We start from the raw sequence: 21,010 nt of genomic DNA on the forward strand, positions 1-21,010 counted from the left end.
CATAACCGGCGCCTTTCCGGGGCCTTGGCACCCATCGCAGCGGCCTTGCATGAGCCCCCAATCACGAAAAAACGCGAACGGCGCCTTAAAGCTCCCGCGGCCTCACCGTTCTTCCCCATGACCGGAGCGAACAACCAAACGCTCTCACAACTTTCTGAAACTGGGGAATTAAATCATGTCTGTCATCAACACCAACATCTCCGCCATCCGTGCTTCGAACGCCTCGATCGCCGCCAACAAGATGCTCGGCGTGTCGATGGAACGCCTCTCGACCGGCAAGCGCATCAATTCGGCCAAGGACGATGCCGCGGGCCTTGCCATCTCGACCTCGATGACCTCGCAGATCCGCGGCATGAGCCAGGGCATGCGCAACGCCAATGACGGCATCAGCCTTGCCCAGACCGCCGACGGCGCGCTTTCGGAAGTCACCAACATGCTCCAGCGCGTTCGTGAACTGGCCATCCAGTCGGCCTCGGGCACCTACCAGGACAGCGACCGCACCGCGATGCAGCAGGAAGTGACCGCGCTGACCGAGCAGCTCGCCGACGTATTTTCCCAGGCCGAGTTCAACGGCAACACGCTGTTCTCGACCACCTCGGGCACCGACCTCACCTTCGACATCCAGACCGGTGCCAACTCGGGCGAGACGGTCACCCTGACCTCCACCGCGATCAACGGCACGCTGATCGACGCCACCGCGCTCGACGTCTCGACCGCGGCGGCCGCCAGCACCACGCTCGACAACGTCGACACCGCGCTCCAGGAAGTGAACGCCACCCGCGCCTCGCTCGGCGCCGGTCAGAACCGCCTCGAATCGGTGGTCAACAACCTGACCAGCACGGTGACCAACCTTTCCGATGCCCGCAGCCGGATCGAGGATGCCGACTACGCGGTGGAAACGACCGCGATGGCGAAAGCGCAGATCCTCAGCCAGGCGTCGACGGCGATGATCGCCCAGGCCAACCAGGCCCAGCAGAACGTGATGAGCCTCCTGCGCTAAGCGCAGCGAGCCTCAGACCAACCAGGTCCCGAAAGCACCCGGTGGGGAATGGTCCCCACCGGGGCAATCGCGTTTGCAGCTGATGGCTGCACGTTCAGCGTGCCTCAGGCAGGTTGTCGGGCGTGGCGACGGCGGAAGCCGGCGCGCGCACGCCGCCCTCCCCCTCTTCCATCACGTCCGCCCGCGAGCGCCCGGCCGGCACGAAGTCCTCCGGGTTGCCCGGGGTCTCGGGCACCAGCCGCCAGACGGTATTCGACAGGTCGTCGCAGATGATGAGCGCGCCGCGCGGATCGAAGGTCACGCCCACCGGACGCCCCCGCGTCATCCCGTCCTCGCCGCGAAAGCCGGTGACGACATCGACCGGGTCGCCCGCGGGACGCCCGTTGCTGAAGGGCACGAAGACCACCTTGTATCCGACGGGCTCGCTGCGGTTCCAGCTGCCGTGCTCGCCCACGAAGGCGCCTTGCGCAAAGCGCTCGCCCATGATCGGGGCAGAGAAGGCAACCCCCAGCGCCGCGACATGGGCGCCCAGCGCATAGTCGGGCTTGATCGCGGAGGCGACGAGGTCGGGCCGCGCGGGCTTGACCCGGGTGTCCACGTTCTGCCCCCAGTAGCTGTAGGGCCAGCCGTAGAAAGCCCCGTCACGCACCGAGGTCAGGTAGTCGGGCACGAGGTTCGCGCCCAGTTCGTCGCGCTCGTTGGCGACCGCCCAGAGCTCGTCGCTGCCCGGACGGAAGGCGAGCGCGGTCGGGTTGCGGATGCCGGTGGCAAAGGGGCGGTGCATGCCGGTGCGCGCGTCGATCTGCCAGACCATCGCGCGGTCCTCCTCCACGTCCATCCCCCGGTCGCCCACATTGCTGTTCGAGCCGATGCCGACATAGAGGAAACGCCCGTCCGGGCTCGCCGCCAGCGACTTGGTCCAGTGGTGGTTGATCTTCGCGGGCAACTTCGTGACCCGGATCGGCGGCGCATCGGCCCTGGTCTGCCCGTCGCGGTAGGTGAAGCGCACCAGCTCGCCCTGGTTGGCGACGTAGATCATGCCGTTGGCGAAGGCGAGGCCATAGGGCGCATCGAGCCCCTCGGCAAAGACACTGCGCACCTCGTAGGTGCCATCGCCATCGGCATCGCGCAGCAGGGTCAGGCGGTTGCCGCCCTCCACCGATGTTTTGCCCTTGGCCTTGATGTAGCCCGCGATGATGTCCTTGGGGCGAAGCTTGGGCGCATGGCCACCGCTGCCCTCGGCCACCAGGATATCGCCGTTGGGCAGGACCAGCGTCTGGCGCGGCACCTTGAGATCGGTGGCAATGGCCGTGATCGCATAGCCCTCGGGCACCTGCGGCCGGGCATCGCCCCAGGAGGCGGGATTGGCAATCTCCATGTTGGGCAGAAGTCCGCGCTGCTTTTCGGGAAGCTGCGGGTTCTCGCCATACTCGGGTGCCTCGCTGCCGCCCGAACAGGCCGTGAGCGCCACGCAGGCCGCCAGCGTGCCGAAGACGAAACGCGCCCTCATGCCGTCTCTCCCTTGCGCAGCGTGGCAAAGCCGAACCAGACCGCGACAAGCGCAAGGCCGGTCACCAGGATCGAGAGCACAAGACCAGTCGGCATCGAGGCCCACCCGTCCTTGGCGTGAATGAACGAATTGACGAGACCGATGGCAAAGGTCGCCGCCACCAGCACCAGGTAGATGATGCCCCGGCCAAGGCCGCGAATGGTGTCGACCAGCGCAAACACCAGCGCCAGCCCCAGGAACAGGAGCGCGCCCGCATTGAGCCAGGAGGCAAAGTTGGTCCACTGCACCTCATAGCTGGCGGCATAGGCCCAGTCGCTCAGCAGCGTGCCCGCAAAGAGCGGCAGGGAACCGGCCAGAAGCGCGGCGTGCACCGGGTGCAGCGCGCGCGCCGGAGCGGGGCGAAATCGATGAGAAAGAGGCATGGCGGCGATCCCATGTCAGGAGGAGGAAATGGCCGGGCGGCACCAAGGGCGCCGCACACGGCGATACCTCTCCACAAAGCGGAACTTGCCACCTTGTTCCGAAAAGCGATTAAAATCGCGAAAATTCAATAGACTTGCGGAGGTTTCCTCGCAGAAACGGCGAGGAAAGAAGCAGGTAGATTCAAGGGGTCATCACCCCTTGACCCCCAAATGGGCGACCTCACCCTTCTCAGCCGAGGTGGCGCGCGGGACGTGAGGTGGACAGTTTGGGGAGCCCGAGGGCGATGGCCCTCGGACCTGCTTCTTCTTCTTTGGACAAAACTTCAGAACTCGACTTCAAGTTCTTCCATTTCCTCAGGCTCAGCCTTGGCCGCGGCGATCCACTCGGCCATCGGCGCCCACTCGGTGATCGTCTTGCAGTAGGCAAGGCACGGCGCCGAAACGGCGACGGCATAGGTGAGGAAGCGGGTGGCGACGGGCGCGTACATGGCATCGGCCACAGTGGGGTGCTCGCCGAAGAGGAACGGACCGCCATAGGTTTCCAGGCACTCGGTCCAGACCGCCTCGACCCGCTCGATGTCGGGGCGCGCGCCCGAGAAGACGGGAAAGCTGTCGTGGCGGACCTTGAGATTCATCGGCAGCGCCGAGCGCAAGTTGGTGAAGCCGGAATGGATCTCGCCCGAGACCGAGCGGCAGTGCGCGCGCGCGATGCGGTCTTCGGGGAAGAGGTGGGCATCGGGGCATTCCTCGTTCAGGAACTCCGCAATGGCGAGCACGTCCCACACGCTCGCCCCGTCGTAGGTAAGGCGCGGCACCAACACCGAAGGCGAGAGCAGGAGCAGTTCGGCCCGGTTGTTGGCATCGTTGGGCGCGGGCTTCTCGATCACCTCGAGCCCGGCCAGACGGCACATCAGCCAGCCGCGCAGCGACCAGGCCGAATAGGTCTTGCTGGAGATCGTGAGAGTTGCCTTCTCGGGCACCCTGGCCCCTGCCTTCACCTTGCCATCAGGCGTGGACGCCGTCTCAACCATGGCTCGTATCCTTCTTTCTCGTCTGGCCGCTCACCGGAGAGCCTATCACTCCTGCGGGCTTGACGCACTGCGCAAATGCCTCTCTTACGAAAGGCGGTTTCGCTTGCATCCGGCAATGATGCAGCGCAGCATGACGGGTGCATCGTGCCTGCGCAAGTGCATGGCGTCACCTGGCAACGGAGCGCGGCGCATGACGCGCGGGACACTCGCGGAAGACAAGGGATAAGACCCATGCTTTACGACGCCTACGAGGCCACCAACGATCTCCTCGCCCCCTCGCGCTTTGCTGCGAAGATGGCGCGGCGCTTCCGCGACGAGGCGCTCGATGGCGCGAAAGACATGCCCTTTGCCCGCCGCCTCTTTGCGCTGGCCGAAGTCTACGAAAAGGCCGCGATCACGCACAAGCGCCCGTCCTATGGCATCGACAGCGTGCCCTGCGGCAACCGCGAGACACAGGTCGTCGAGGAGGTACTCATGGACCTGCCCTTCGGCGACCTCCTCCACTTCGCCAAGCCCGATGTCGCGGTGCCCCAGCCCAAGGTGCTGATCGTCGCGCCGATCTCGGGCCACTTCTCGACCCTCTTGCGCAACACGGTCGAGACCATGTTGTGCGACCACGACGTCTACATCACCGACTGGAAGAACGCGCGCGACGTGCCGCTGTCCGCCGGCGATTTCGGGCTCGACGACTATATCGACTACATCATCACCTTCCTGCAGGAGCTGGGCGATCCGGTCGCGCGCAAGGGCGCCAACGTCCTGGCCGTGTGCCAGCCCTGCGTCCCGGTGCTGGCTGCGGTTGCGATCATGGCGGGCGACGATGATCCCTGCCAGCCGCGCACGATGACGCTGATGGGTGGGCCGATCGACGTGCGCGAATCGCCCACGCTGGTGAACGAGCTTGCGACCACCAATTCCTACGACTGGTTTGCCGCGAACATGATCCAGACCGTGCCCTGGCGCCATCCCGGGGCCGGGCGGCGGGTCTATCCCGGCTTCCTCCAGCTCACCGCCTTCATGTCGATGAACATGGGTCGCCACATCGACCAGTTCCGCAAGCTCTACCAGGCGCTGGCCGACGAGGAGACGGCCACCGTCACCAAGATCGAGAGCTTCTACGACGAGTATTTCGCGGTGCTCGACCTCACCGAGGAATTCTACCTCGAGACGATCGACAAGGTGTTCCAGCGCGCGCTTCTTGCCAAGGGCGAACTGACCTTCCGCGGCGAGCCCGTCGACTGCGGCGCGATCCGCAAGACCGCCCTCCTCACCGTCGAGGGGGAGCGCGACGATATCTGCGCGGTCGGCCAGACCGCGGCCGCGCACCTCCTGTGCACGAGCCTGCGCCCCCACCTGAAGCAGCACCACCTCCAGCCGGGCGTCGGCCACTACGGCACGTTCTCGGGCTCGAAGTGGGAAAAGCAGGTCTACCCCCAGGTCAAGAACCTCATCCTCGCGATGAACTGAGCCCTACACACGAGCCCGGAGGCTGGGACAATTTGTCCCGCCGATCATCGCCATGCCCCGCGTGACAGGCCCTGTGTTCCGAGCTAGGCGCATGACCACCATGCACGCCCTTCGCTCCTTCCTTGCGCGCCGCCTGTGGCTCTTCGCGCTCGTGATCGCGATGGCGCTCGCCATGAAGGCGCTGGTCCCGACAGGCTTCATGATCGAGAGCGCGGGCGCGAAGGTCCTCACGGTCGAGATCTGCGACAGCCAGGGCCACACCCGCCTCCAGAAGATCGCGCTTCCGGGCAAGCCCGACACCTCCTCGCAGCAACAGCAGCACGCGAAGGCCGCGAAGGAATGCCCCTTCACTGCGCTCTCCGCGCATGCGCTGGGCACTGCGGACCCCGCGCTGCTGGCGCTGGCGCTGGCCTTCATCCTCGCGCTCGGCTTCCTGCCTGCGCCGCCGCTGCGGCTCGTCCGGGCCCGCTACTGGACCCCGCCACTGCGCGCCCCGCCCCACCTGTCCTGATCCTCTGAGCCCCCGCACCACACGTCGGGGCCTCTTTCCTCGCGAACATCGCCCCCGCGATGCGCCGCCTGCGTGCGGCCGCGCGGCGCGCGTTCGCCCGATCTTCGCATTCAGGACATTCCATCACCATGCAGACCCATTTCGTGCGCGCTGCGCGCACCGCTCTTTACGCCAGCACCGTCCTCGCCCCCGCCCTTGGTGCCGTCCCCGCCGCGAAGGCCGACGAGGCCCCGCCCCCGCTCACCGTGGTCGAGGGTCACATGCCCGATCCCACCGTGGTCGGCTCGCGCCTCTCCGGGCAGGACCTCCACGAAAAGGGCGCCGCAGCCAGCGACACCGCGCAGGTCCTCGCGCGCATTGCCGGGGTCTCGGCCAACACCGGCGGCGGCTTTTCCGCGATGCCCGCGATCCGCGGCCTCTCCGAGCAGCGCCTGCGCATCACCGTCGATGGCCAGCCGATCGACATGGCCTGCCCCAACGACATGAACTCGCCGCTCTCCTATACCAACCCGCAGACGCTCGCCTCGCTGACCGTGATCCCGGGTGTTTCCCCGGTGAGCCTGGGCGGCGACACCATCGGCGGCGTGATTGCCGCCGAGAGCGCAGCCCCGGTCTTCGCGAAGGACGGCGCGCTTCTGGTGACCGGCAGCGCTTCGGGCTACTACCGCTCGAACGGCAACGCCTTTGGCACCTCGGTTTCGCTGACGCTGGCCGGCGAGAACCTCTCGGCCACCTACACCGGCGCCTACACCCAGTCCGACAACTACAAGGCGGGCGGGCACCTGGGCACCGTCCACTCCAGCGAATACGCCAAGACCGACCACGCGCTCGCCCTTGCCCTGCGCACCGAGGCGGGCCTCTTCGAGCTCAAGGGCGGCTACCACTACAGCCCCTACGAGGGCTTCGTGAACCAGTCGATGGACATGACCGACAACCGCTCCTGGTTCGTGCAGGGACGCTTCCGGGGGGAGTACGATTGGGGCAAGGCCGACCTTTCGGCAAGCTACCGCGACACCGACCACACGATGAACTTCCTGGAGGACAAGCTGCCGGGCTCCATGCCGATGGAAACGCGCGTCCACACCTTCACCAGCGCGGTGAAGTTCGAGATCCCGGCGGGCGAGCACCATGTCCTGAAAACAGGGCTGGAATACCACCACCAGTGGCTGAACGACTGGTGGCCGCCGGTCGAAGGCTCGATGATGATGGGGCCCAACGCCTTCGTGAACATCAACGAGGGATCGCGCAACCGCGTGGGCGCTTACGGGGAATGGACCGGCGACTGGACCTCCAATCTCACCACCACGCTGGGCCTGCGCTATGACCGGGTGGAGATGAACACCGGCGATGTCGCGCCCTATGGCACGGGCATGATGCAGGCCGCCGACGTGGCCGCCGCGGCCGCCTTCAACGCCGCCGACCGCCGCCGCACCGACAACAACTGGTCGGGCTCGGCCCTGGTACGCTGGACACCGAGCGCGGCGCTCTCTCTCGAACTGGGCTATGCCCACAAGGTGCGCTCCCCCAACCTCTACGAGCGCTACACCTGGGGGCGCGGATCGATGGCGAGCCGGATGATCGGCTGGTACGGCGATGGCAACGGCTATGTCGGCGACATCGCGCTCGATCCCGAGCGCGCCGACACCTTCAGCGCCGCCTTCGCCGTCTCCCCGGCAAAGGACGTCCACCTGAAGGTCTCGCCCTACTACACGCACGTGAACGACTATATCGACGCCAACGTGATCGGCACGCTCAATGAACGCGCCGTCCAGCTCCAGTTCGCCAACACCGATGCCGAGTTCTACGGCGTGGACGTTTCTGCCGACGCGGTCCTCCAGGGCAGCGCCGAACAGGGCACCCTCCTCACCGCAACGCTAGCCTATGTGCATGGCGAGAACACCGGGGCCGACGTGCCGCTTTACCATCAGATGCCGCTCAACGCCGCGCTCGCCCTCACCCACCGCACCGGCGCGCTGGAGCTGACCGGCAGCGTCGAGTGGGTGGACCGCAAGGACCGCATCGACACCCGCCGCAACGAGCCCGAGACTTCGGCCTACGCCCTCGTCAATCTTGGTGCGGCCTATACCCTGCAAGGCTGGCGCCTCGGGATCGAGGCCACCAACCTCTTCGACAAGGGCTACTACCTGCCGCTCGGCGGCATGGCGCTGGGCGACCTCGCCGCAACCGACACCTGGCGCCCGGTCGCCGGACAAGGCCGCAGCGTGAACCTGTCGATCTCGACCGCGTTCTGACCGTCCTGTGCAAGGCCCGGCACGCACACCCGGGCCTTGCACCCGTGGCCGTTGACGTCAGGCCCGCTTCAACACGCACCCATTTTCCGGCCCACGATGGACCAGCGCATCAGATCGGGGCGCAGCGCATCCAGACCATCGCGCGTCAGAAGCTCTCGCCGGCTCTCGAAATCGATCTTGAGCGAAGCGGAATCGAATGACCCATCGACATTCAGAGACAGCTTGGTGGGTTGCGTCGAGGTCCGCTTCGTCTCCTCGTCTGCAACAACACTGACGCTTCCGCCGTTGCAGACCTGAGACGCGTGAACATGCCCGTTCTCGATCTTCATGTGCATCGGGCGACACGTGGTGCTCGAAGCGGCATCCGACTGCCCCTCGCCTACCAGTTGCCGCACAAAAAGCTCAATCTGCGTGTCGCGCAGACAGAAGTTGAACGTGCGTTCCTTGCCGAGCGCCCGCGCGTCGTTCTTCCCGTCCAGGCTCTTGCCGAACCGATAGGAGCGCGAGATCTGCACTTCCCACTCTCCGGCCGAAACGACATTCGTTTCACGCGATCTTTCGACAACGATCGGGTCGTCCTCGGACGCAGCGCTCACGAAAACCGCCGCCATCACGATCACCGGAATTGCCAGCAGCCGCCGTCTCACCATGAAATACCCCGCATCGCCGAATAGTCTTGGAACACGATCAAAGTATCAAGATTTACCAATTCGCCCAATTCTTTTCATGCATCCCTCGGTTCTAGCTTTGGGATAGGACTACACCTCCACAGAAAGGGCGCGAAACCGGGGCGCCTCGGAAGCCCGCCTGTCCCATCCCAAGACGGCATTTTCCTACCCCCTCCTCCATAAGCTATAATTCCGGCCTTACCACAAGCCTCTCAATCCCGCCCAATGCGCTGGACGCGCGCGCATGCTCACCTTCCTGCACAGTCTTGTTGCCACCGGATCGGTAGCGCAGGCGGGGATGAGCCGCCAGTCGGCCTATCGTCTGCGGACCCGCAGCGGTGAGGGCTTTGCGCAAAGCTGGGACGAGGGGATCGTGATCAGGCAGCGCATGCGCGCTTGCGGGACGGCGCCCCCCCCCCCCCCGCTTGCCGTGATGTTCGCGCGTGAGCATGTTGCGTGTCGCGTAGCGCAAAGTCACGATTTCACCAGAAAAATAATCATTACTACGAGCAAATTGCCGATCTGAATTATGGAGCTATTTTTAGTTCTATTTTGAGCTTATTGTACTATTCGGCGTTTTTGGAGGTTTTTATGCCTGAGGAGGTTGTCGAGTTTTATACAGGGAAGCAATATATCCCTGAATCCCTATCCGATTCAGAAGTTAAACTTACATTTGTCGTTGAGCGAGAGGGTGGGCAGGCTGGAGGTGGCGGCGATGGCCCAATCACTCCCTCATTCTACGCCTGGGTCAAGAGGCGATGGAAGTTGTTATTTCCAATGTCGATTTTCACCTGGTCAGTGTACTTAATAAGATCAGATTATATTGATCAAATATTGCAGAAACTTGGCCTTGAGGGGAGAGAGGGTGCATCGAGAGCGCTCATTGATTTGTTTGGGCCGCAAGGTATCGGAGCCTACTTGGTTCAGGTATCCATTCTTTTTATAATGATCTGTGTAGCATCAAGACCGCCTAGCGCAACGGGCATTCCCAAGCGAGTTCGCACGGCAATAAATTCTTTCCACAAATACTGGAACTACCTCATGTACTCTTGGCTAGCCCTATATATCGGGCTAATCACGACAACAATAATTAGAATTAATTACGAAGACATTGATAGATTTATTGACATAATAAATGTAACTGAGGATTTGTTAAATAATTTTTGTAGCTATTTCTTGTTTATATTGTATTATAATTTTGCAGAAAACACCGTCGTCAAATCTGGAAATGGCGACGAGTATGTAAATCACTTGAAGCAAGGCCCAGCTATGGCCGCCTTATTTTGTTTCTTTGCCGCTGAATTGATTTTTAGCTTAATGATTGGATACTCAGACAACTTCGCTCATTTGAGCGGATTTGTGGCAGGCGTTTTAACGTGTGCGTTTGTATCCAAGTTGGATTCACCATTCGTACGGCTGCCTAAGTCAGTTTTTATCTTCTTGATGGGCTATGGGTGCATTCAGATGGCGTGGGAGTTTGTTTCGGAGCAGCTGGGAGGCGGGCAGCAGGCCAGGCTGAACTTATTTGTGATATATGCAATTCTCTCAAAAGGCGCCCTCTTTCTTGTAATAGAGTGGCTCTTTCGGACTGGATTGATAGCTTGGCAGTTGCATGCTGGCGCAACAGTTGGAGAAGAGAGTAGTGGGGATGCAGAAAAATATCTCTATGGAAGAATTGTTTAGGCGTACACGTGTAGCAAAATGCCACTTTCGCCTCTTCTACAGTGGACTTTTTAACGCCGTGGAACAGGGTGACAGGTGACACCGTTTCCCCTCTGGAGTGTGTCACCTGTGTCAACCTGGGTGTCACCTTTCCGCGTCCCCCTCACCCGTGCGAATGTGCGAAGGCGGCTTGCATTTGGCCCGCAATCGGCTAAAGGCGCCGCTTCCCACGCGTTCGCACACGGATTCGCGGGAAACTTGAAGAAAGCCGGAGGGGCCCCGCAATGGTGCGGCAAGCCAGCGATCGGTTAGACAGATAAAGGAAGCTGCAGTGCCGCTTTACGAGCACGTGTTCCTGGCGCGCCAGGATCTGAGCCAGTCGCAGGTTGATGCGCTGGCCGCCGCCGCCACCGAGATCGTCGAGAGCCACGAGGGCAAGGTCACCAAGACCGAGACCTGGGGCCTCAAGAACCTCGCCTACAAGATCAAGCGTAACCGCAAGGCTCACTTCGTGATGCTGAACATCGAGTGCCCCGGCGACACCATCGCCGAGCTCGAGCGCCAGACGCAGATCAACGAAGACGTCATCCGCTACATGACCATCAAGGTCGAAGAGCACGAAGGCGGCCCTTCGGTCCAGATGCGCAAGAACGACCGCGACAACCGTCGCCGTCGCGACCGGGAGAACTGATCCATGGCACGTGCATTCTTCCGCCGCCGCAAGTCCTGCCCGTTCTCGGGCAAGAACGCGCCCAAGATCGACTACAAGGACGTGCGTCTCCTCCAGGGCTTCATGTCCGAGCGTGGCAAGATCGTTCCCAGCCGCATCACCGCGGTGTCCGCCAAGAAGCAGCGTGAGCTGAGCCAGGCCATCAAGCGCGCCCGGCACATCGGCCTGCTGCCCTTCATCGTCAAGTAAGGGAGGAATTACCTCATGGATATCATCCTCCTCGAACGCGTCGAGAAGCTCGGCAACATCGGCGACGTCGTCACCGTCAAGGACGGTTTCGCGCGCAACTACCTGCTGCCGAACAAGAAGGCCCTTCGCGCCAACGAAGCCAACAAGAAGGTCTTCGAAGCGAACCGCGCCAAGATCGAAGCCGACAACGCTGAGAAGCGTTCGGCTGCCGAGAGCCACTCGACCAACGTCGAAGGCAAGCAGGTCGTCCTGATCCGCGCCTCGTCGAACTCGGGCCAGCTTTACGGTTCGGTCACCGTGCGTGACATCGCGGAAGCCCTGAACGCCGAAGGCGCGCAGGTCACCAAGCAGATGATCGTGCTCGAGCACCCGATCAAGACCCTCGGCGTCTTCGACGTGCGCGTTTCGCTGCACCCCGAAGTGGCCGTCAACGTCCAGGTGAACGTCGCACGTTCGCCCGACGAAGCCGAACTGCAGGCCCAGGGCGTCAACGTCATGGAAGCCATGTTCGAAGAAGACACCAGCGGCTTCACCGAGGCTTACGATCCCAACGCCGAGCCCGGCGAGATCGCAGTCGAGGAAGAAGCTCCTGCCGAGGACGGCGAAGAGCAGGCCTGAGCCTCCTCTTCCTGACCTTCAGGACACGAAAGACCCCCGCGCCGGACCGGCTGCGGGGGTTTTTTCGTGCCCACTCCACCTGTTGCGCCCGAGCAACGCTCATCGGCCTGCACGAACACGATCCCCCCGCCTGCCCTTGCACTGCAACATGGATTGCGTAACTACAGGCGATGCAAAACAGAATAGATCAGATCCACGCGGAATTGGTCCGCGTCTATGAAACCGCCGTCGCCACCCTCAAGGCCGACATCGCCGCCTATGTCGAACACGGCACCCTCCCCCCTCCCGAACGCCGCAGCCAGCGGGAGTGGACCTACCCCGAACTCACCGTGCGCTACGCCGGAAACGAGCGCGAAGCCGTCTACGGCCGCGCCTTTGGCCGCCTCGTCGAGACAGGCACCTACGCGACCACGATCACGAGGCCGCACCTCTTTGCCGATTACCTGAAGGAGCAGCTCACCCTTCTCGATGCCGAATACGAGATCGAGATCGAGGTCGGACGCTCAGACCAGGAGATCCCCTTCCCTTACGTTCTGGACGGCATTGGCGTGGGCACCGCCACCCCGCAGCAGCTGGCCGCCCACTTCCCGAGCACTGAGCTCGCGATGATCGGCGACGAGATCGCCGATGGCCTGATGATCTTTGCCGAGAATGATCCCAAGCCGCTCGCGCTCTTCGATGGCCTGCGCACCGACTTCAGCCTCGCACGCCTCGCGCACTACACCGGCACCAGCCCGGATCACTGCCAGAAGTTCATCCTCTTCACGAACTATCACCGCTACGTCGACGAGTTCGTGGACTGGGCGGGCACGCAGATCGGCCAGGATGGCTTCACCGCACTGGCCGGTGCGGGCGGGCTTTATCTCGACGAGCCGACCGACAACGCGCGCGCGCGCCTGTCCGACACCGCCTGGCGCCGCCACCAGATGCCCGCCTATCACCTCGTGCGCGAGGACAAGTCGGGTATCACCCTCGTCAACATCGGCGTCGGCCCTTCGAACGCCAAGACGATCACCGATCACCTCGCGGTCCTGCGCCCCGAGGCCTGGCTGATGATCGGCCACTGCGGAGGCTTGCGCGAGACGCAGCGTATCGGCGACTTCGTGCTCGCCCACGCGTACCTGCGCGACGACAAGGTCCTCGATCCCGTGCTCCCACCCGAGATCCCCCTGCCCGCCATCGCCGAGGTCCAGCAGGCGCTTGCCGAGGCGGCCGAAATCGTCAGCGGCGACAGCGGCGCGAACCTCAAGAAGCGCATGCGCACCGGCACCGTCGTCACCACCGACGACCGCAACTGGGAGCTGCGCTACACCGCCTCGGCCCACCGCTTCAGCCTCTCGCGTGCCATCGCCATCGAGATGGAGAGCGCGACCATCAGCGCGCAAGGGTACCGCTTCCGCGTCCCCTACGGCACCCTGCTGTGCGTCTCCGACAAGCCGCTCCACGGTGAACTGAAGCTGCCGGGCCAAGCCAACCGCTTCTACGAGGAAGCCATCGCCGGGCACCTCAAGATCGGCCTCCACGCCTGCGCCCTGCTGCGCGCCGAGGGCGACAGCCTCCACAGCCGCAAGCTGCGCGCCTTCGATGAGCCTCCGTTCCGGTAAGGCTCGCTCGATCAGATACGAAAAAGGCCGGGACGCCGCGTTCGCGTCCCGGCCTTTTTTTGCGTAACGTAAAGGCTTACCAGCCCGCCTTCTGCCCCTTGTTCTGCTTGTCGAGCCAGTCCTTGAGCGGCGCGAAGTAGTCGAGCATCGGCTTGGCACTCATCTTCGAGGAGCCGGTGAACGCCTTGAGGGCTTCGGGCCAGGGCTTGGACATGCCCATGCTCAGCATCGCCTCGAGGTTCTTGCCAACCTCCTTGTTGCCGTAGAAGCTGCAGCGGTGCAGAGGCCCAGTCCACCCGGCCTGCTTGCACGCGGCCTGGTAGAACTGGAACTGCAGGATCCGGGCAAGGAAATAGCGGGTGTAGGGCGTGTTGCCGGGAATGTGGAACTTGGCCCCTGCATCAAAGCCATCGGCCGGACGCTCCACCGGCGGCACGATACCCTGGTACTCCAGACGCATCTTGGTCCAAGCCGAATTGTACTGCGCAGGCGTGATCGAACCATCGAAGATGCCCCAGCGATAGCGGTCGATCATCAGACCAAATGGCAGGAAGGCCACCTTGTCCATCGCCTGGCGCAGGAGCAGGCCGATATCCTTGTCTGCGCTCGGCACCTTGGCGGCATCGAGCAGGCCGATCTGGACGAGGTAGCGCGGCGTGATCGAGAGCGCCACGAAGTCGCCAATCGCCTCGTGGAAGCCATCGTTGGCCCCGTTGAGGTACAAGTAGGGCTGCTCGTTGTAGGCGCGCTGGTAGTAGTTGTGGCCCAGTTCATGGTGGATCGTGACGAAGTCCGTCGAATTCACCTTGGTGCACATCTTGATGCGGATGTCGTCCTTGTTGTCGACATCCCAGGCCGAGGCGTGGCAGATCACTTCCCGGTCGGCGGGTTTGGTGATCATCGAGCGCGTCCAGAAGGTTCCCGGAAGCGGATCGAAGCCGAGCGAGGAATAGAAGCCCTCGCCGGTCTTCACCATGTCGACAGGCGTCTGGCCCTTCGCCTTGAGCAGATCACCGATGTCGTAGCCCAGATCGCCAGCCCCTTCGGGCGCGACGAGCGGGTAGATGCTCCCCCATTCCTGGGCCCACATGTTGCCAAGCAGATCGGCACGGATCGGCCCGGTCTGCGGTTGCACGTCCGAACCGTATTTCGCGTTGAGCTTGTTGCGGACATAGGTATGCAGCGCAAGATAGAGCGGCTTGACCTCCTGCCACAAGCGCTCGGTCTCGGCGGCGAAAGCTTCGGGCTCCATGTCGTAGCCGGAGCGCCACATCGCGCCGACGTCGGCATAGCCTAGTTCCCGAGCACCGGTGTTGCCGATCTCGACCATGCGCACATAGTCATCCTTCATCGGCGCACCGACATTGTCGTGCCAGCTCGCCCACATCTCGGCAAATTCGGCCGGTGTATGATCGAGGTTGCCCATTTCCTCCTCGATGTCCGAGCCGTTGATCTCCGCGCCATTCAGAGTGCCACGGCCCTTGCCGTAGGTCGCACTCAGATCAGTCATGATCGTGCCCAGTTCGTCCGCCGCGCCGGGCGTCGTCGGCGCGGGCATGACAATGCCCTGGCTCAGAATTGCGAGCTTGCGCACGACGTCCGGATCAAGCCCCGAGATGTCCTTGTAGCGCGCGGCTTCCACCGCGTAGGCGACCTGCTTTTCGGTCAGTTCAGCGTTCGACTTGGACGCGAGCGCGTTGGTGTCATCGGTAATGTAGGTGCTGTTGACCCAGTTCACGTGCGCATTGTCGAGCGAGAAATCGGCAAGGTCCTGCTCAGCCGCAGCGACGAAATCCGCGGCCCCTTGCGCGGTATGGGGATAGCTCGCCGCGGTTTCCTGGGCCCAGGCGGCGGGGACTGCGGCAAAGGACAAGCTCGCCGCCAGCGCGGCAAGAGCTGTGGTCGCACGTTTCATGGAAAGAAAATCACCCTGTTATGTGTCTGTCGGACCGGGAGACTAGCCAATGGTCCGACAAGATCAACATAAGAGACAGGGCAAACCGCAAGGGCGCGGGGCCGGAATCAGTCGAGAAGGAACTCGACCATCGCGCGCCCCATCTCCTTGAACGTCACCGAGGACATGTGATTGCCCGGCGTTTCGGCGTAATGACCATCAGGCAAGGCGTCGGCCAGTTCCTGCGCCTTGCCGTTGTCCTCGTCGTCCGCACCGCACACGCACAGGGTCGGCATGGTGATGCGTGCCAGCTCCGAAGGCGCGGTATCGTCGACAGAACCCAGCAGCAGCCGGGCGGCCTCGCGATCGATCTTCATCGTCTTCATGAAGGCCTGGGCCACGAACGCCGGATCCCCACGCTCGATGGAACCGAAACGGTCGATGGCATCGACGAAATGAGCCGAACGACGCGCCCAGCCCGAAAGACCGGACAGGCCCATACCCGCCAGGATCAGACGACGCGGCGCAAGGCCTGCCAGCACACCGCGCGCAGAGGTGCGCGATCCCAGCGAGAAACCGCCCAGATCGTAGTCCTTCAGCTCCAGCTCGGCGATGATGCTCTTGAGGTCTTCGACAAGAACATCCTCGGGATAGGCGCGCGGATCGTGGGGCGCCTCGCTTTCACCGTGCGCGCGAAGATCGGGCATGTAGAGACGGAAGCCCGCATCGACGAGGATTTGCGCATTGCCGTACTTAATCCAGTTCACGTGCGCGCTGGAAAACAGGCCATGCAGCAAGACCAGCGGGCGCCCGCTCGCCTCGCCCATGCAGTGCACCACCAGCTTGGTATCGGCGAACCCCTCGACAATCCGGCTTTCGATCTCACTCACGCGCGCGCCCTTTCTCATAGCAGAAGAGGCAGGCACCGGCCCCGCGGGACCGGCATCCTACCTCTCACCGGGGTCTTTGCGCGGCTCGGCGCGATCTTGCAACCTTAGCCGGAGGCTTTCTCGTCCCACTGGTCGAAGGCTTCCAGGGCCTGCGCGGCATACATCGCGGAAGGACCCGCCCCCATGTAGACCGCAAGGCCCATGGCCTCGGCAATTTCCTCACGCGTCGCGCCCGCCCTCTGCGCACCCGAGGAATGGTAGGTGATGCAGGGCCCGCAGCGCACCGCCACGCCAATAGCCAGCGCGATCAACTCCTTGGTCTTGGTGTCGAGGGCGCCGGGCGCCAGGGCTGCCTTACCCATCTCGGAAAACGCCTGCATCGGCCCCGGCGAGCTCTTCTTGAGTTCACCGATGGCCGGGTTCAGGTCCTTCGCCATCTGCGGCCAGTCGTGAAAGTTGCTCTTTGACATACCCTCTACCTCCTTGCTGGGAGCACTGTGCGCCCCGCGATCCGCGTGTCGCCTTGCGCCAGATCAAGAGCCACCCAACGCAGGCCCACATTCCATGGCAGCGCCTCCATCGCCGCACTATCGGGGTATGCCCTGAGGCTCGCTTGCTACATGGAGTGCGAAGCGTGAGGCTCACAAAAAGAAGAACCCCCGCCAGGACACCTGACGGGGGTTCTTCGAAATCCGCTTCGCAAAGGTGCTGAAATCAGCCCTTCTTGAGGTGGCGACGGCCGAGCAGTTCCGCGATCTGCACCGCGTTGAGCGCCGCGCCCTTGCGCAGGTTGTCCGAGACGCACCACAGCGCGAGGCCGTTCTCGACCGTGGGGTCTTCGCGCACGCGGCTGATGTACGTAGCACTGTCGCCCACGCACTCGACGGGGGTGACGTAACCACCGTCCTCACGCTTGTCGACGAGCATCACGCCCGGAGCTTCGCGCAGGATGTTCTGCGCTTCCTCGGCCGAGACTTCCTTCTCGAACTCGATGTTGAGCGCTTCGGAGTGGCCCACGAAGACCGGCACGCGCACGCAGGTTGCATGGAGCTTGATCTTGGGATCCATGATCTTCTTGGTCTCGACGACCATCTTCCACTCTTCCTTGGTGGAACCATCGTCGAGGAAGACGTCGATGTGCGGGATCACGTTGAAGGCGATCTGCTTGGTGAACTTCTTGGGTTCGACCTGATCGCCCACGAAGATCGCGCGGCTCTGCTCGAACAGCTCATCCATGCCCTGCTTGCCCGAGCCGGAAACCGACTGGTAGGTCGAAACAACGACGCGCTTGATGCCGAAGGCATCGTGCAGCGGCTTGAGCGCCACAACCATCTGCGCGGTCGAGCAGTTGGGATTGGCGATGATGTTGCGCTGCGTGTAGCCATCGATGGCGTCCGGGTTCACTTCCGGCACGATCAGCGGCACATCGGGCTCCATGCGGTAGAGCGACGAGTTGTCGATCACGACGCAGCCCTGCGCAGCCGCCTTGGGCGCGTAGATCTTCGTCGGGCCCGAGCCGGCCGCGAAAAGCGCGATGTCCCAGCCCGTGAAATCGAAGTGCTCGATGTTCTTGACCTTGAGTTTCTTGCCGGTCTCGCCGAAATCAATCTCCGTGCCGGTGGAACGCGACGAAGCAACCGCTGCGATCTCGTCGCAGGGGAACTCGCGCTCGGCAAGGATGCTCAGCATTTCGCGGCCGACATTTCCGGTCGCGCCGACAACGGCTACCCGGTAACCCATTTCAAGATCCTTCTTGGCTTAACACGCAAGGGCCCATGCCCAAGCGTGAAGGCGGGCGGTTACAGGGTCCTGCCCCCAATGACAAGCGCCCTTTGCCATTGATTGCGCAAAATGCGCCCGATTACCGCAAAAGATTACGCAAATAGCGGCAGAGACACGCAAAATCGGTCAATTCCGGCCCCGCACAGGCTCTCGATGCGCCCACAGCACAAAGGAAAAGGGCGCCCACCGAAGCGACGCCCTTTCCCTTTTCTCAATCCGATGATCGGCTCGCTCAGTGCGCCGTCGCCCCGCTCACGCCGCCGTGGGCCGGAGGCGCTGCCGCAAGTTCGTCAGCTTCGGTCCACTCGATGGGCTCGAGCGTTTCGGTCAGCGCGCGGGCCAGCACTTCGTCGACATGGCTGACGGGAATGATGTCCAGGCCCTGCTTCGCGTTCTCGGGGATCTCAGCCAGGTCCTTACGGTTTTCCTCGGGGATCAGCACCGTGGTGATGCCACCGCGCAGAGCCGCCAGGAGCTTTTCCTTGAGACCACCGATGGGAAGGACACGACCACGCAGCGTCACTTCGCCCGTCATTGCAACATCCTTGCGCACCGGCACACCGCTGAGCGTCGAGACGATGGAAGTCACCATGCCGATACCCGCCGAAGGACCGTCCTTGGGCACGGCGCCTTCGGGAAGGTGAATGTGAATGTCGCGCTTGTTGAAGATGCTCGGCTTCACCCCATAGGCGGGCGAACGCGCCTTCACGAAGCTCCAGGCGGTCTGGATCGATTCGTTCATGACTTCGCCCAGCTTGCCGGTTGCCTTGATCTGGCCCTTGCCCGGAACGGTCACGCTTTCGATGGTCAGCAGCTCGCCACCCACTTCGGTCCAGGCGAGGCCCGTCACCGCGCCGACCTGGTTCTCCTCTTCGGAGTTGCCGTGGCGGAACTTCTGGACACCGGCGTAGTCGGCCAGGTTTTCGGGCGTGATGGTCACGCTCTTGGCCTTGCCTTCGAGGATCTGGCGCAGCGACTTGCGCGCGAGACGCGCGATCTCACGTTCCAGCGTACGCACGCCCGCCTCGCGGGTGTAGTAGCGGATAAGGTCGCGAAGGCCCGCTTCGGTCAGCGTGAACTCGCCGTCCTTGAGACCATGCGCCTCGACCTGCTTGGCCACGAGGTGGCGCTCGGCAATCTCGACCTTCTCGTCCTCGGTGTACCCTTCGAGGCGGATGATCTCCATGCGATCAAGCAGCGCCTGCGGCAGGTTGAGGCTGTTCGCGGTGCACACGAACATCACGTCGGACAGATCGATGTCGAGTTCGAGGTAGTGATCCTGGAACTTGGCGTTCTGTTCGGGATCGAGCACTTCGAGAAGAGCCGAAGCCGGATCGCCGCGGAAGTCCTGGCCCAGCTTGTCGATCTCGTCGAGCAGGAAGAGCGGATTCGACTTGCCTGCCTTGCGCAGGTTCGAAACGATCTTGCCCGGCAGCGAGCCGATGTAGGTGCGGCGGTGGCCGCGAATTTCGGCCTCGTCACGCACGCCGCCCAGCGACTGGCGAATGAACTCACGCCCCGTCGCCTTGGCGATCGACTTGCCCAGCGAGGTCTTGCCGACGCCCGGAGGCCCGACGAGGCACAGGATCGGCCCCTTGAGCTTGTTGGTGCGCGCCTGGACCGCGAGATATTCGATGATGCGGTCCTTGACCTTGTCGAGCGCATAGTGGTCGGCGTCGAGCACGTCCTGCGCGGTCGAAATGTCACGCTTGAGCTTGCTCTTCTTGCCCCACGGCAGGCCAAGGAGGATGTCGAGATAGTTGCGCACGACGGTCGCTTCCGCGCTCATCGGCTGCATGGACTTCAGCTTCTTGAGTTCCGCGTTCGCCTTCTCGCGCGCTTCCTTCGAAAGCTTGGTCTTCTCGATCTTGTCCTGCAGTTCCTGCAGTTCGTTGGCTTCCTCGCCTTCGCCGCCGCCGAGCTCGGACTGGATCGCCTTGAGCTGTTCGTTGAGGTAATATTCGCGCTGGGTCTTTTCCATCTGGCGCTTCACGCGCCCCCGGATCTTGCGCTCGACCTGCAGGACGCCGAGCTCGCCCTCCATGAAGGAATAGACCATTTCCAGACGCTTGAGCGGATCATCCTCGGAGAGAACCGCCTGCTTGTCGGAAACTTTCGCGGAAAGCTGAGCGGCGACCGTATCCGCGAGCTTGGCCGCGTCCTCGATATCGTCGAGCTGGTCGCCCGCATCCTGGCTCAGCTTCTTGTTCAGCTTGGCGTATTCGTTGAACTGGTCGATGACCGAACGCATCATGGCCGAGACTTCGGTGCCTTCGGCCTCGACGCCCTCCAGCTTCTCCACTTCGGCCAGCAGCATCTCGCCATCGTCGGTCTGCTCGGCGCGCAGGCGTTCGAGCTTGGCGCGCTCCTGTCCTTCCACGAGGACGCGCACGGTGCCGTCGGGGAGCTTCAAGAGCTGGAGAACGCTGGCAATCACGCCCGTGTCATAAAGATCATCGCGATCCGGATCGTCGCAGCCCGGATCGAGCTGCGCGAGCAGGAAGATGTCCTTGTCGCCTGCCATCGCGGCTTCGAGGGCTGCTACCGATTTTTCACGGCCGACAAACAACGGCACGACCATGCCGGGAAAGACGACGATGTCACGGAGCGGAAGCAGGGGCAGCAGGTTCAAGGGCATTTCCATCTGGTCTTGTTCGTGGAGGGCAGTAACGGCCACCCACCTTAGAGTGTTCCACGATATGGGGGCGAATTATCAATCCGCAATGGAGGTAGCGCGCAAAGCCTTGTGGAAGTGCTTCACAGGCCCTGCGGCAGTTCCC

Annotated in this window: 18 protein-coding genes; 9 read left to right on the forward strand and 9 right to left on the reverse strand. The window is 63.0% G+C overall.

Annotated elements, in window-relative coordinates:
- Window positions 1-175 precede the first annotated feature (175 nt).
- Complete coding sequence (locus MTR65_RS00325) at window positions 176-1,000, forward strand: flagellin N-terminal helical domain-containing protein (RefSeq protein WP_226636208.1); 825 nt, start codon at window positions 176-178, stop codon at window positions 998-1,000.
- A gap of 94 nt (window positions 1,001-1,094) precedes the next feature.
- Here MTR65_RS00325 and MTR65_RS00330 read toward each other — a convergent pair whose 3' ends face one another.
- The 3 genes from MTR65_RS00330 to MTR65_RS00340 form a co-directional block, all read right to left on the reverse strand.
- Window positions 1,095-2,510, reverse strand: a complete 1,416-nt coding sequence (locus MTR65_RS00330) for a PQQ-dependent sugar dehydrogenase (RefSeq protein WP_243796243.1) — start codon at window positions 2,508-2,510, stop codon at window positions 1,095-1,097.
- Window positions 2,507-2,932 carry a DUF2231 domain-containing protein gene (locus MTR65_RS00335; protein ID WP_243796244.1) on the reverse strand — a complete coding sequence of 142 codons (426 nt, stop codon included), beginning with the start codon at window positions 2,930-2,932 and terminating at the stop codon, window positions 2,507-2,509. The genes MTR65_RS00330 and MTR65_RS00335 overlap by 4 nt, the downstream gene beginning before the upstream one ends.
- Before the next feature lie 323 nt (window positions 2,933-3,255).
- Window positions 3,256-3,963, reverse strand: a complete 708-nt coding sequence (locus MTR65_RS00340) for a glutathione S-transferase (protein WP_243796245.1) — start codon at window positions 3,961-3,963, stop codon at window positions 3,256-3,258.
- A 231-nt stretch (window positions 3,964-4,194) separates the two neighbouring features.
- Here MTR65_RS00340 and MTR65_RS00345 point away from each other — a divergent pair, with 231 nt between their 5' ends.
- From MTR65_RS00345 to MTR65_RS00355, 3 genes are all read left to right on the forward strand, one after another.
- Entirely contained in the window at window positions 4,195-5,430 is a 1,236-nt protein-coding gene (locus MTR65_RS00345) for a polyhydroxyalkanoate depolymerase (protein WP_243796246.1), read from the forward strand.
- A gap of 91 nt (window positions 5,431-5,521) precedes the next feature.
- Entirely contained in the window at window positions 5,522-5,941 is a 420-nt protein-coding gene (locus MTR65_RS00350; RefSeq protein ID WP_243796247.1) for a DUF2946 family protein, read from the forward strand.
- Between the two features lie 128 nt (window positions 5,942-6,069).
- Window positions 6,070-8,193: a TonB-dependent receptor gene (locus MTR65_RS00355; RefSeq protein WP_243796249.1), complete on the forward strand. Its 2,124-nt coding sequence runs from the start codon at window positions 6,070-6,072 to the stop codon at window positions 8,191-8,193.
- 68 nt (window positions 8,194-8,261) lie between these two features.
- Here the strand turns inward: MTR65_RS00355 and MTR65_RS00360 are convergent, their stop codons facing one another.
- Window positions 8,262-8,843 carry a hypothetical protein gene (locus MTR65_RS00360; RefSeq protein ID WP_243796251.1) on the reverse strand — a complete coding sequence of 194 codons (582 nt, stop codon included), beginning with the start codon at window positions 8,841-8,843 and terminating at the stop codon, window positions 8,262-8,264.
- Between the two features lie 609 nt (window positions 8,844-9,452).
- On the opposite strand from MTR65_RS00360, the gene MTR65_RS00365 reads away from it, so the two are divergent.
- The 5 genes from MTR65_RS00365 to MTR65_RS00385 all read left to right on the forward strand — a co-directional run bounded on the left by MTR65_RS00365 (window position 9,453) and on the right by MTR65_RS00385 (window position 13,664).
- Window positions 9,453-10,544 (forward strand): hypothetical protein, encoded by a 1,092-nt coding sequence (locus MTR65_RS00365; protein ID WP_243796253.1) that lies wholly within the window; start codon window positions 9,453-9,455, stop codon window positions 10,542-10,544.
- 310 nt (window positions 10,545-10,854) lie between these two features.
- Complete coding sequence (gene rpsF / locus MTR65_RS00370; protein ID WP_039394560.1) at window positions 10,855-11,214, forward strand: 30S ribosomal protein S6; 360 nt, start codon at window positions 10,855-10,857, stop codon at window positions 11,212-11,214.
- Window positions 11,215-11,217: 3 nt separating this feature from the next.
- Complete coding sequence (gene rpsR, locus MTR65_RS00375; protein WP_039284546.1) at window positions 11,218-11,442, forward strand: 30S ribosomal protein S18; 225 nt, start codon at window positions 11,218-11,220, stop codon at window positions 11,440-11,442.
- 15 nt (window positions 11,443-11,457) lie between these two features.
- Window positions 11,458-12,060 (forward strand): 50S ribosomal protein L9, encoded by a 603-nt coding sequence (gene rplI / locus MTR65_RS00380; protein ID WP_226636233.1) that lies wholly within the window; start codon window positions 11,458-11,460, stop codon window positions 12,058-12,060.
- Between the two features lie 170 nt (window positions 12,061-12,230).
- Window positions 12,231-13,664 carry an AMP nucleosidase gene (locus MTR65_RS00385; protein ID WP_226636235.1) on the forward strand — a complete coding sequence of 478 codons (1,434 nt, stop codon included), beginning with the start codon at window positions 12,231-12,233 and terminating at the stop codon, window positions 13,662-13,664.
- A gap of 76 nt (window positions 13,665-13,740) precedes the next feature.
- Here MTR65_RS00385 and MTR65_RS00390 read toward each other — a convergent pair whose 3' ends face one another.
- From MTR65_RS00390 to lon, 5 genes are all read right to left on the reverse strand, one after another.
- Window positions 13,741-15,579, reverse strand: a complete 1,839-nt coding sequence (locus MTR65_RS00390) for a M2 family metallopeptidase (RefSeq protein ID WP_243796256.1) — start codon at window positions 15,577-15,579, stop codon at window positions 13,741-13,743.
- Window positions 15,580-15,686: 107 nt separating this feature from the next.
- Entirely contained in the window at window positions 15,687-16,385 is a 699-nt protein-coding gene (locus tag MTR65_RS00395) for an alpha/beta fold hydrolase (protein WP_268739183.1), read from the reverse strand.
- Window positions 16,386-16,552: 167 nt separating this feature from the next.
- A complete protein-coding gene (locus tag MTR65_RS00400; RefSeq protein WP_226636241.1) occupies window positions 16,553-16,918 on the reverse strand; it encodes a carboxymuconolactone decarboxylase family protein in 366 nt (121 codons plus the stop codon).
- 244 nt (window positions 16,919-17,162) lie between these two features.
- On the reverse strand, window positions 17,163-18,188 hold the full coding sequence (locus MTR65_RS00405; RefSeq protein WP_226636243.1) for an aspartate-semialdehyde dehydrogenase: 1,026 nt from the start codon (window positions 18,186-18,188) through the stop codon (window positions 17,163-17,165).
- Between the two features lie 274 nt (window positions 18,189-18,462).
- Window positions 18,463-20,868, reverse strand: coding sequence for an endopeptidase La (gene lon, locus MTR65_RS00410; RefSeq protein WP_243796469.1), 2,406 nt, complete (start codon window positions 20,866-20,868; stop codon window positions 18,463-18,465).
- Window positions 20,869-21,010: the final 142 nt, after the last annotated feature.

This window comes from Novosphingobium mangrovi, from assembly GCF_022818885.1.
Taxonomy (GTDB): domain Bacteria; phylum Pseudomonadota; class Alphaproteobacteria; order Sphingomonadales; family Sphingomonadaceae; genus Novosphingobium; species Novosphingobium mangrovi.

Excerpts from the sequence above, each read along its gene's own strand:
- MTR65_RS00360 (WP_243796251.1), bottom strand. The coding sequence starts at position 8,843 with ATGGTGAGACGGCGGCTGCTGGCAATTCCGGTGATCGTGATGGCGGCG.
- MTR65_RS00325 (WP_226636208.1), top strand. The coding sequence starts at position 176 with ATGTCTGTCATCAACACCAACATCTCCGCCATCCGTGCTTCGAACGCC.
- MTR65_RS00330 (WP_243796243.1), bottom strand. The coding sequence starts at position 2,510 with ATGAGGGCGCGTTTCGTCTTCGGCACGCTGGCGGCCTGCGTGGCGCTC.
- MTR65_RS00355 (WP_243796249.1), top strand. The coding sequence starts at position 6,070 with ATGCAGACCCATTTCGTGCGCGCTGCGCGCACCGCTCTTTACGCCAGC.
- MTR65_RS00340 (WP_243796245.1), bottom strand. The coding sequence starts at position 3,963 with ATGGTTGAGACGGCGTCCACGCCTGATGGCAAGGTGAAGGCAGGGGCC.
- MTR65_RS00405 (WP_226636243.1), bottom strand. The coding sequence starts at position 18,188 with ATGGGTTACCGGGTAGCCGTTGTCGGCGCGACCGGAAATGTCGGCCGC.
- MTR65_RS00345 (WP_243796246.1), top strand. The coding sequence starts at position 4,195 with ATGCTTTACGACGCCTACGAGGCCACCAACGATCTCCTCGCCCCCTCG.
- rplI (WP_226636233.1), top strand. The coding sequence starts at position 11,458 with ATGGATATCATCCTCCTCGAACGCGTCGAGAAGCTCGGCAACATCGGC.
- MTR65_RS00400 (WP_226636241.1), bottom strand. The coding sequence starts at position 16,918 with ATGTCAAAGAGCAACTTTCACGACTGGCCGCAGATGGCGAAGGACCTG.
- MTR65_RS00390 (WP_243796256.1), bottom strand. The coding sequence starts at position 15,579 with ATGAAACGTGCGACCACAGCTCTTGCCGCGCTGGCGGCGAGCTTGTCC.
- MTR65_RS00365 (WP_243796253.1), top strand. The coding sequence starts at position 9,453 with ATGCCTGAGGAGGTTGTCGAGTTTTATACAGGGAAGCAATATATCCCT.
- lon (WP_243796469.1), bottom strand. The coding sequence starts at position 20,868 with ATGCCCTTGAACCTGCTGCCCCTGCTTCCGCTCCGTGACATCGTCGTC.
- rpsR (WP_039284546.1), top strand. The coding sequence starts at position 11,218 with ATGGCACGTGCATTCTTCCGCCGCCGCAAGTCCTGCCCGTTCTCGGGC.
- MTR65_RS00350 (WP_243796247.1), top strand. The coding sequence starts at position 5,522 with ATGACCACCATGCACGCCCTTCGCTCCTTCCTTGCGCGCCGCCTGTGG.
- MTR65_RS00395 (WP_268739183.1), bottom strand. The coding sequence starts at position 16,385 with ATGGGCGAGGCGAGCGGGCGCCCGCTGGTCTTGCTGCATGGCCTGTTT.
- MTR65_RS00335 (WP_243796244.1), bottom strand. The coding sequence starts at position 2,932 with ATGCCTCTTTCTCATCGATTTCGCCCCGCTCCGGCGCGCGCGCTGCAC.
- MTR65_RS00385 (WP_226636235.1), top strand. The coding sequence starts at position 12,231 with ATGCAAAACAGAATAGATCAGATCCACGCGGAATTGGTCCGCGTCTAT.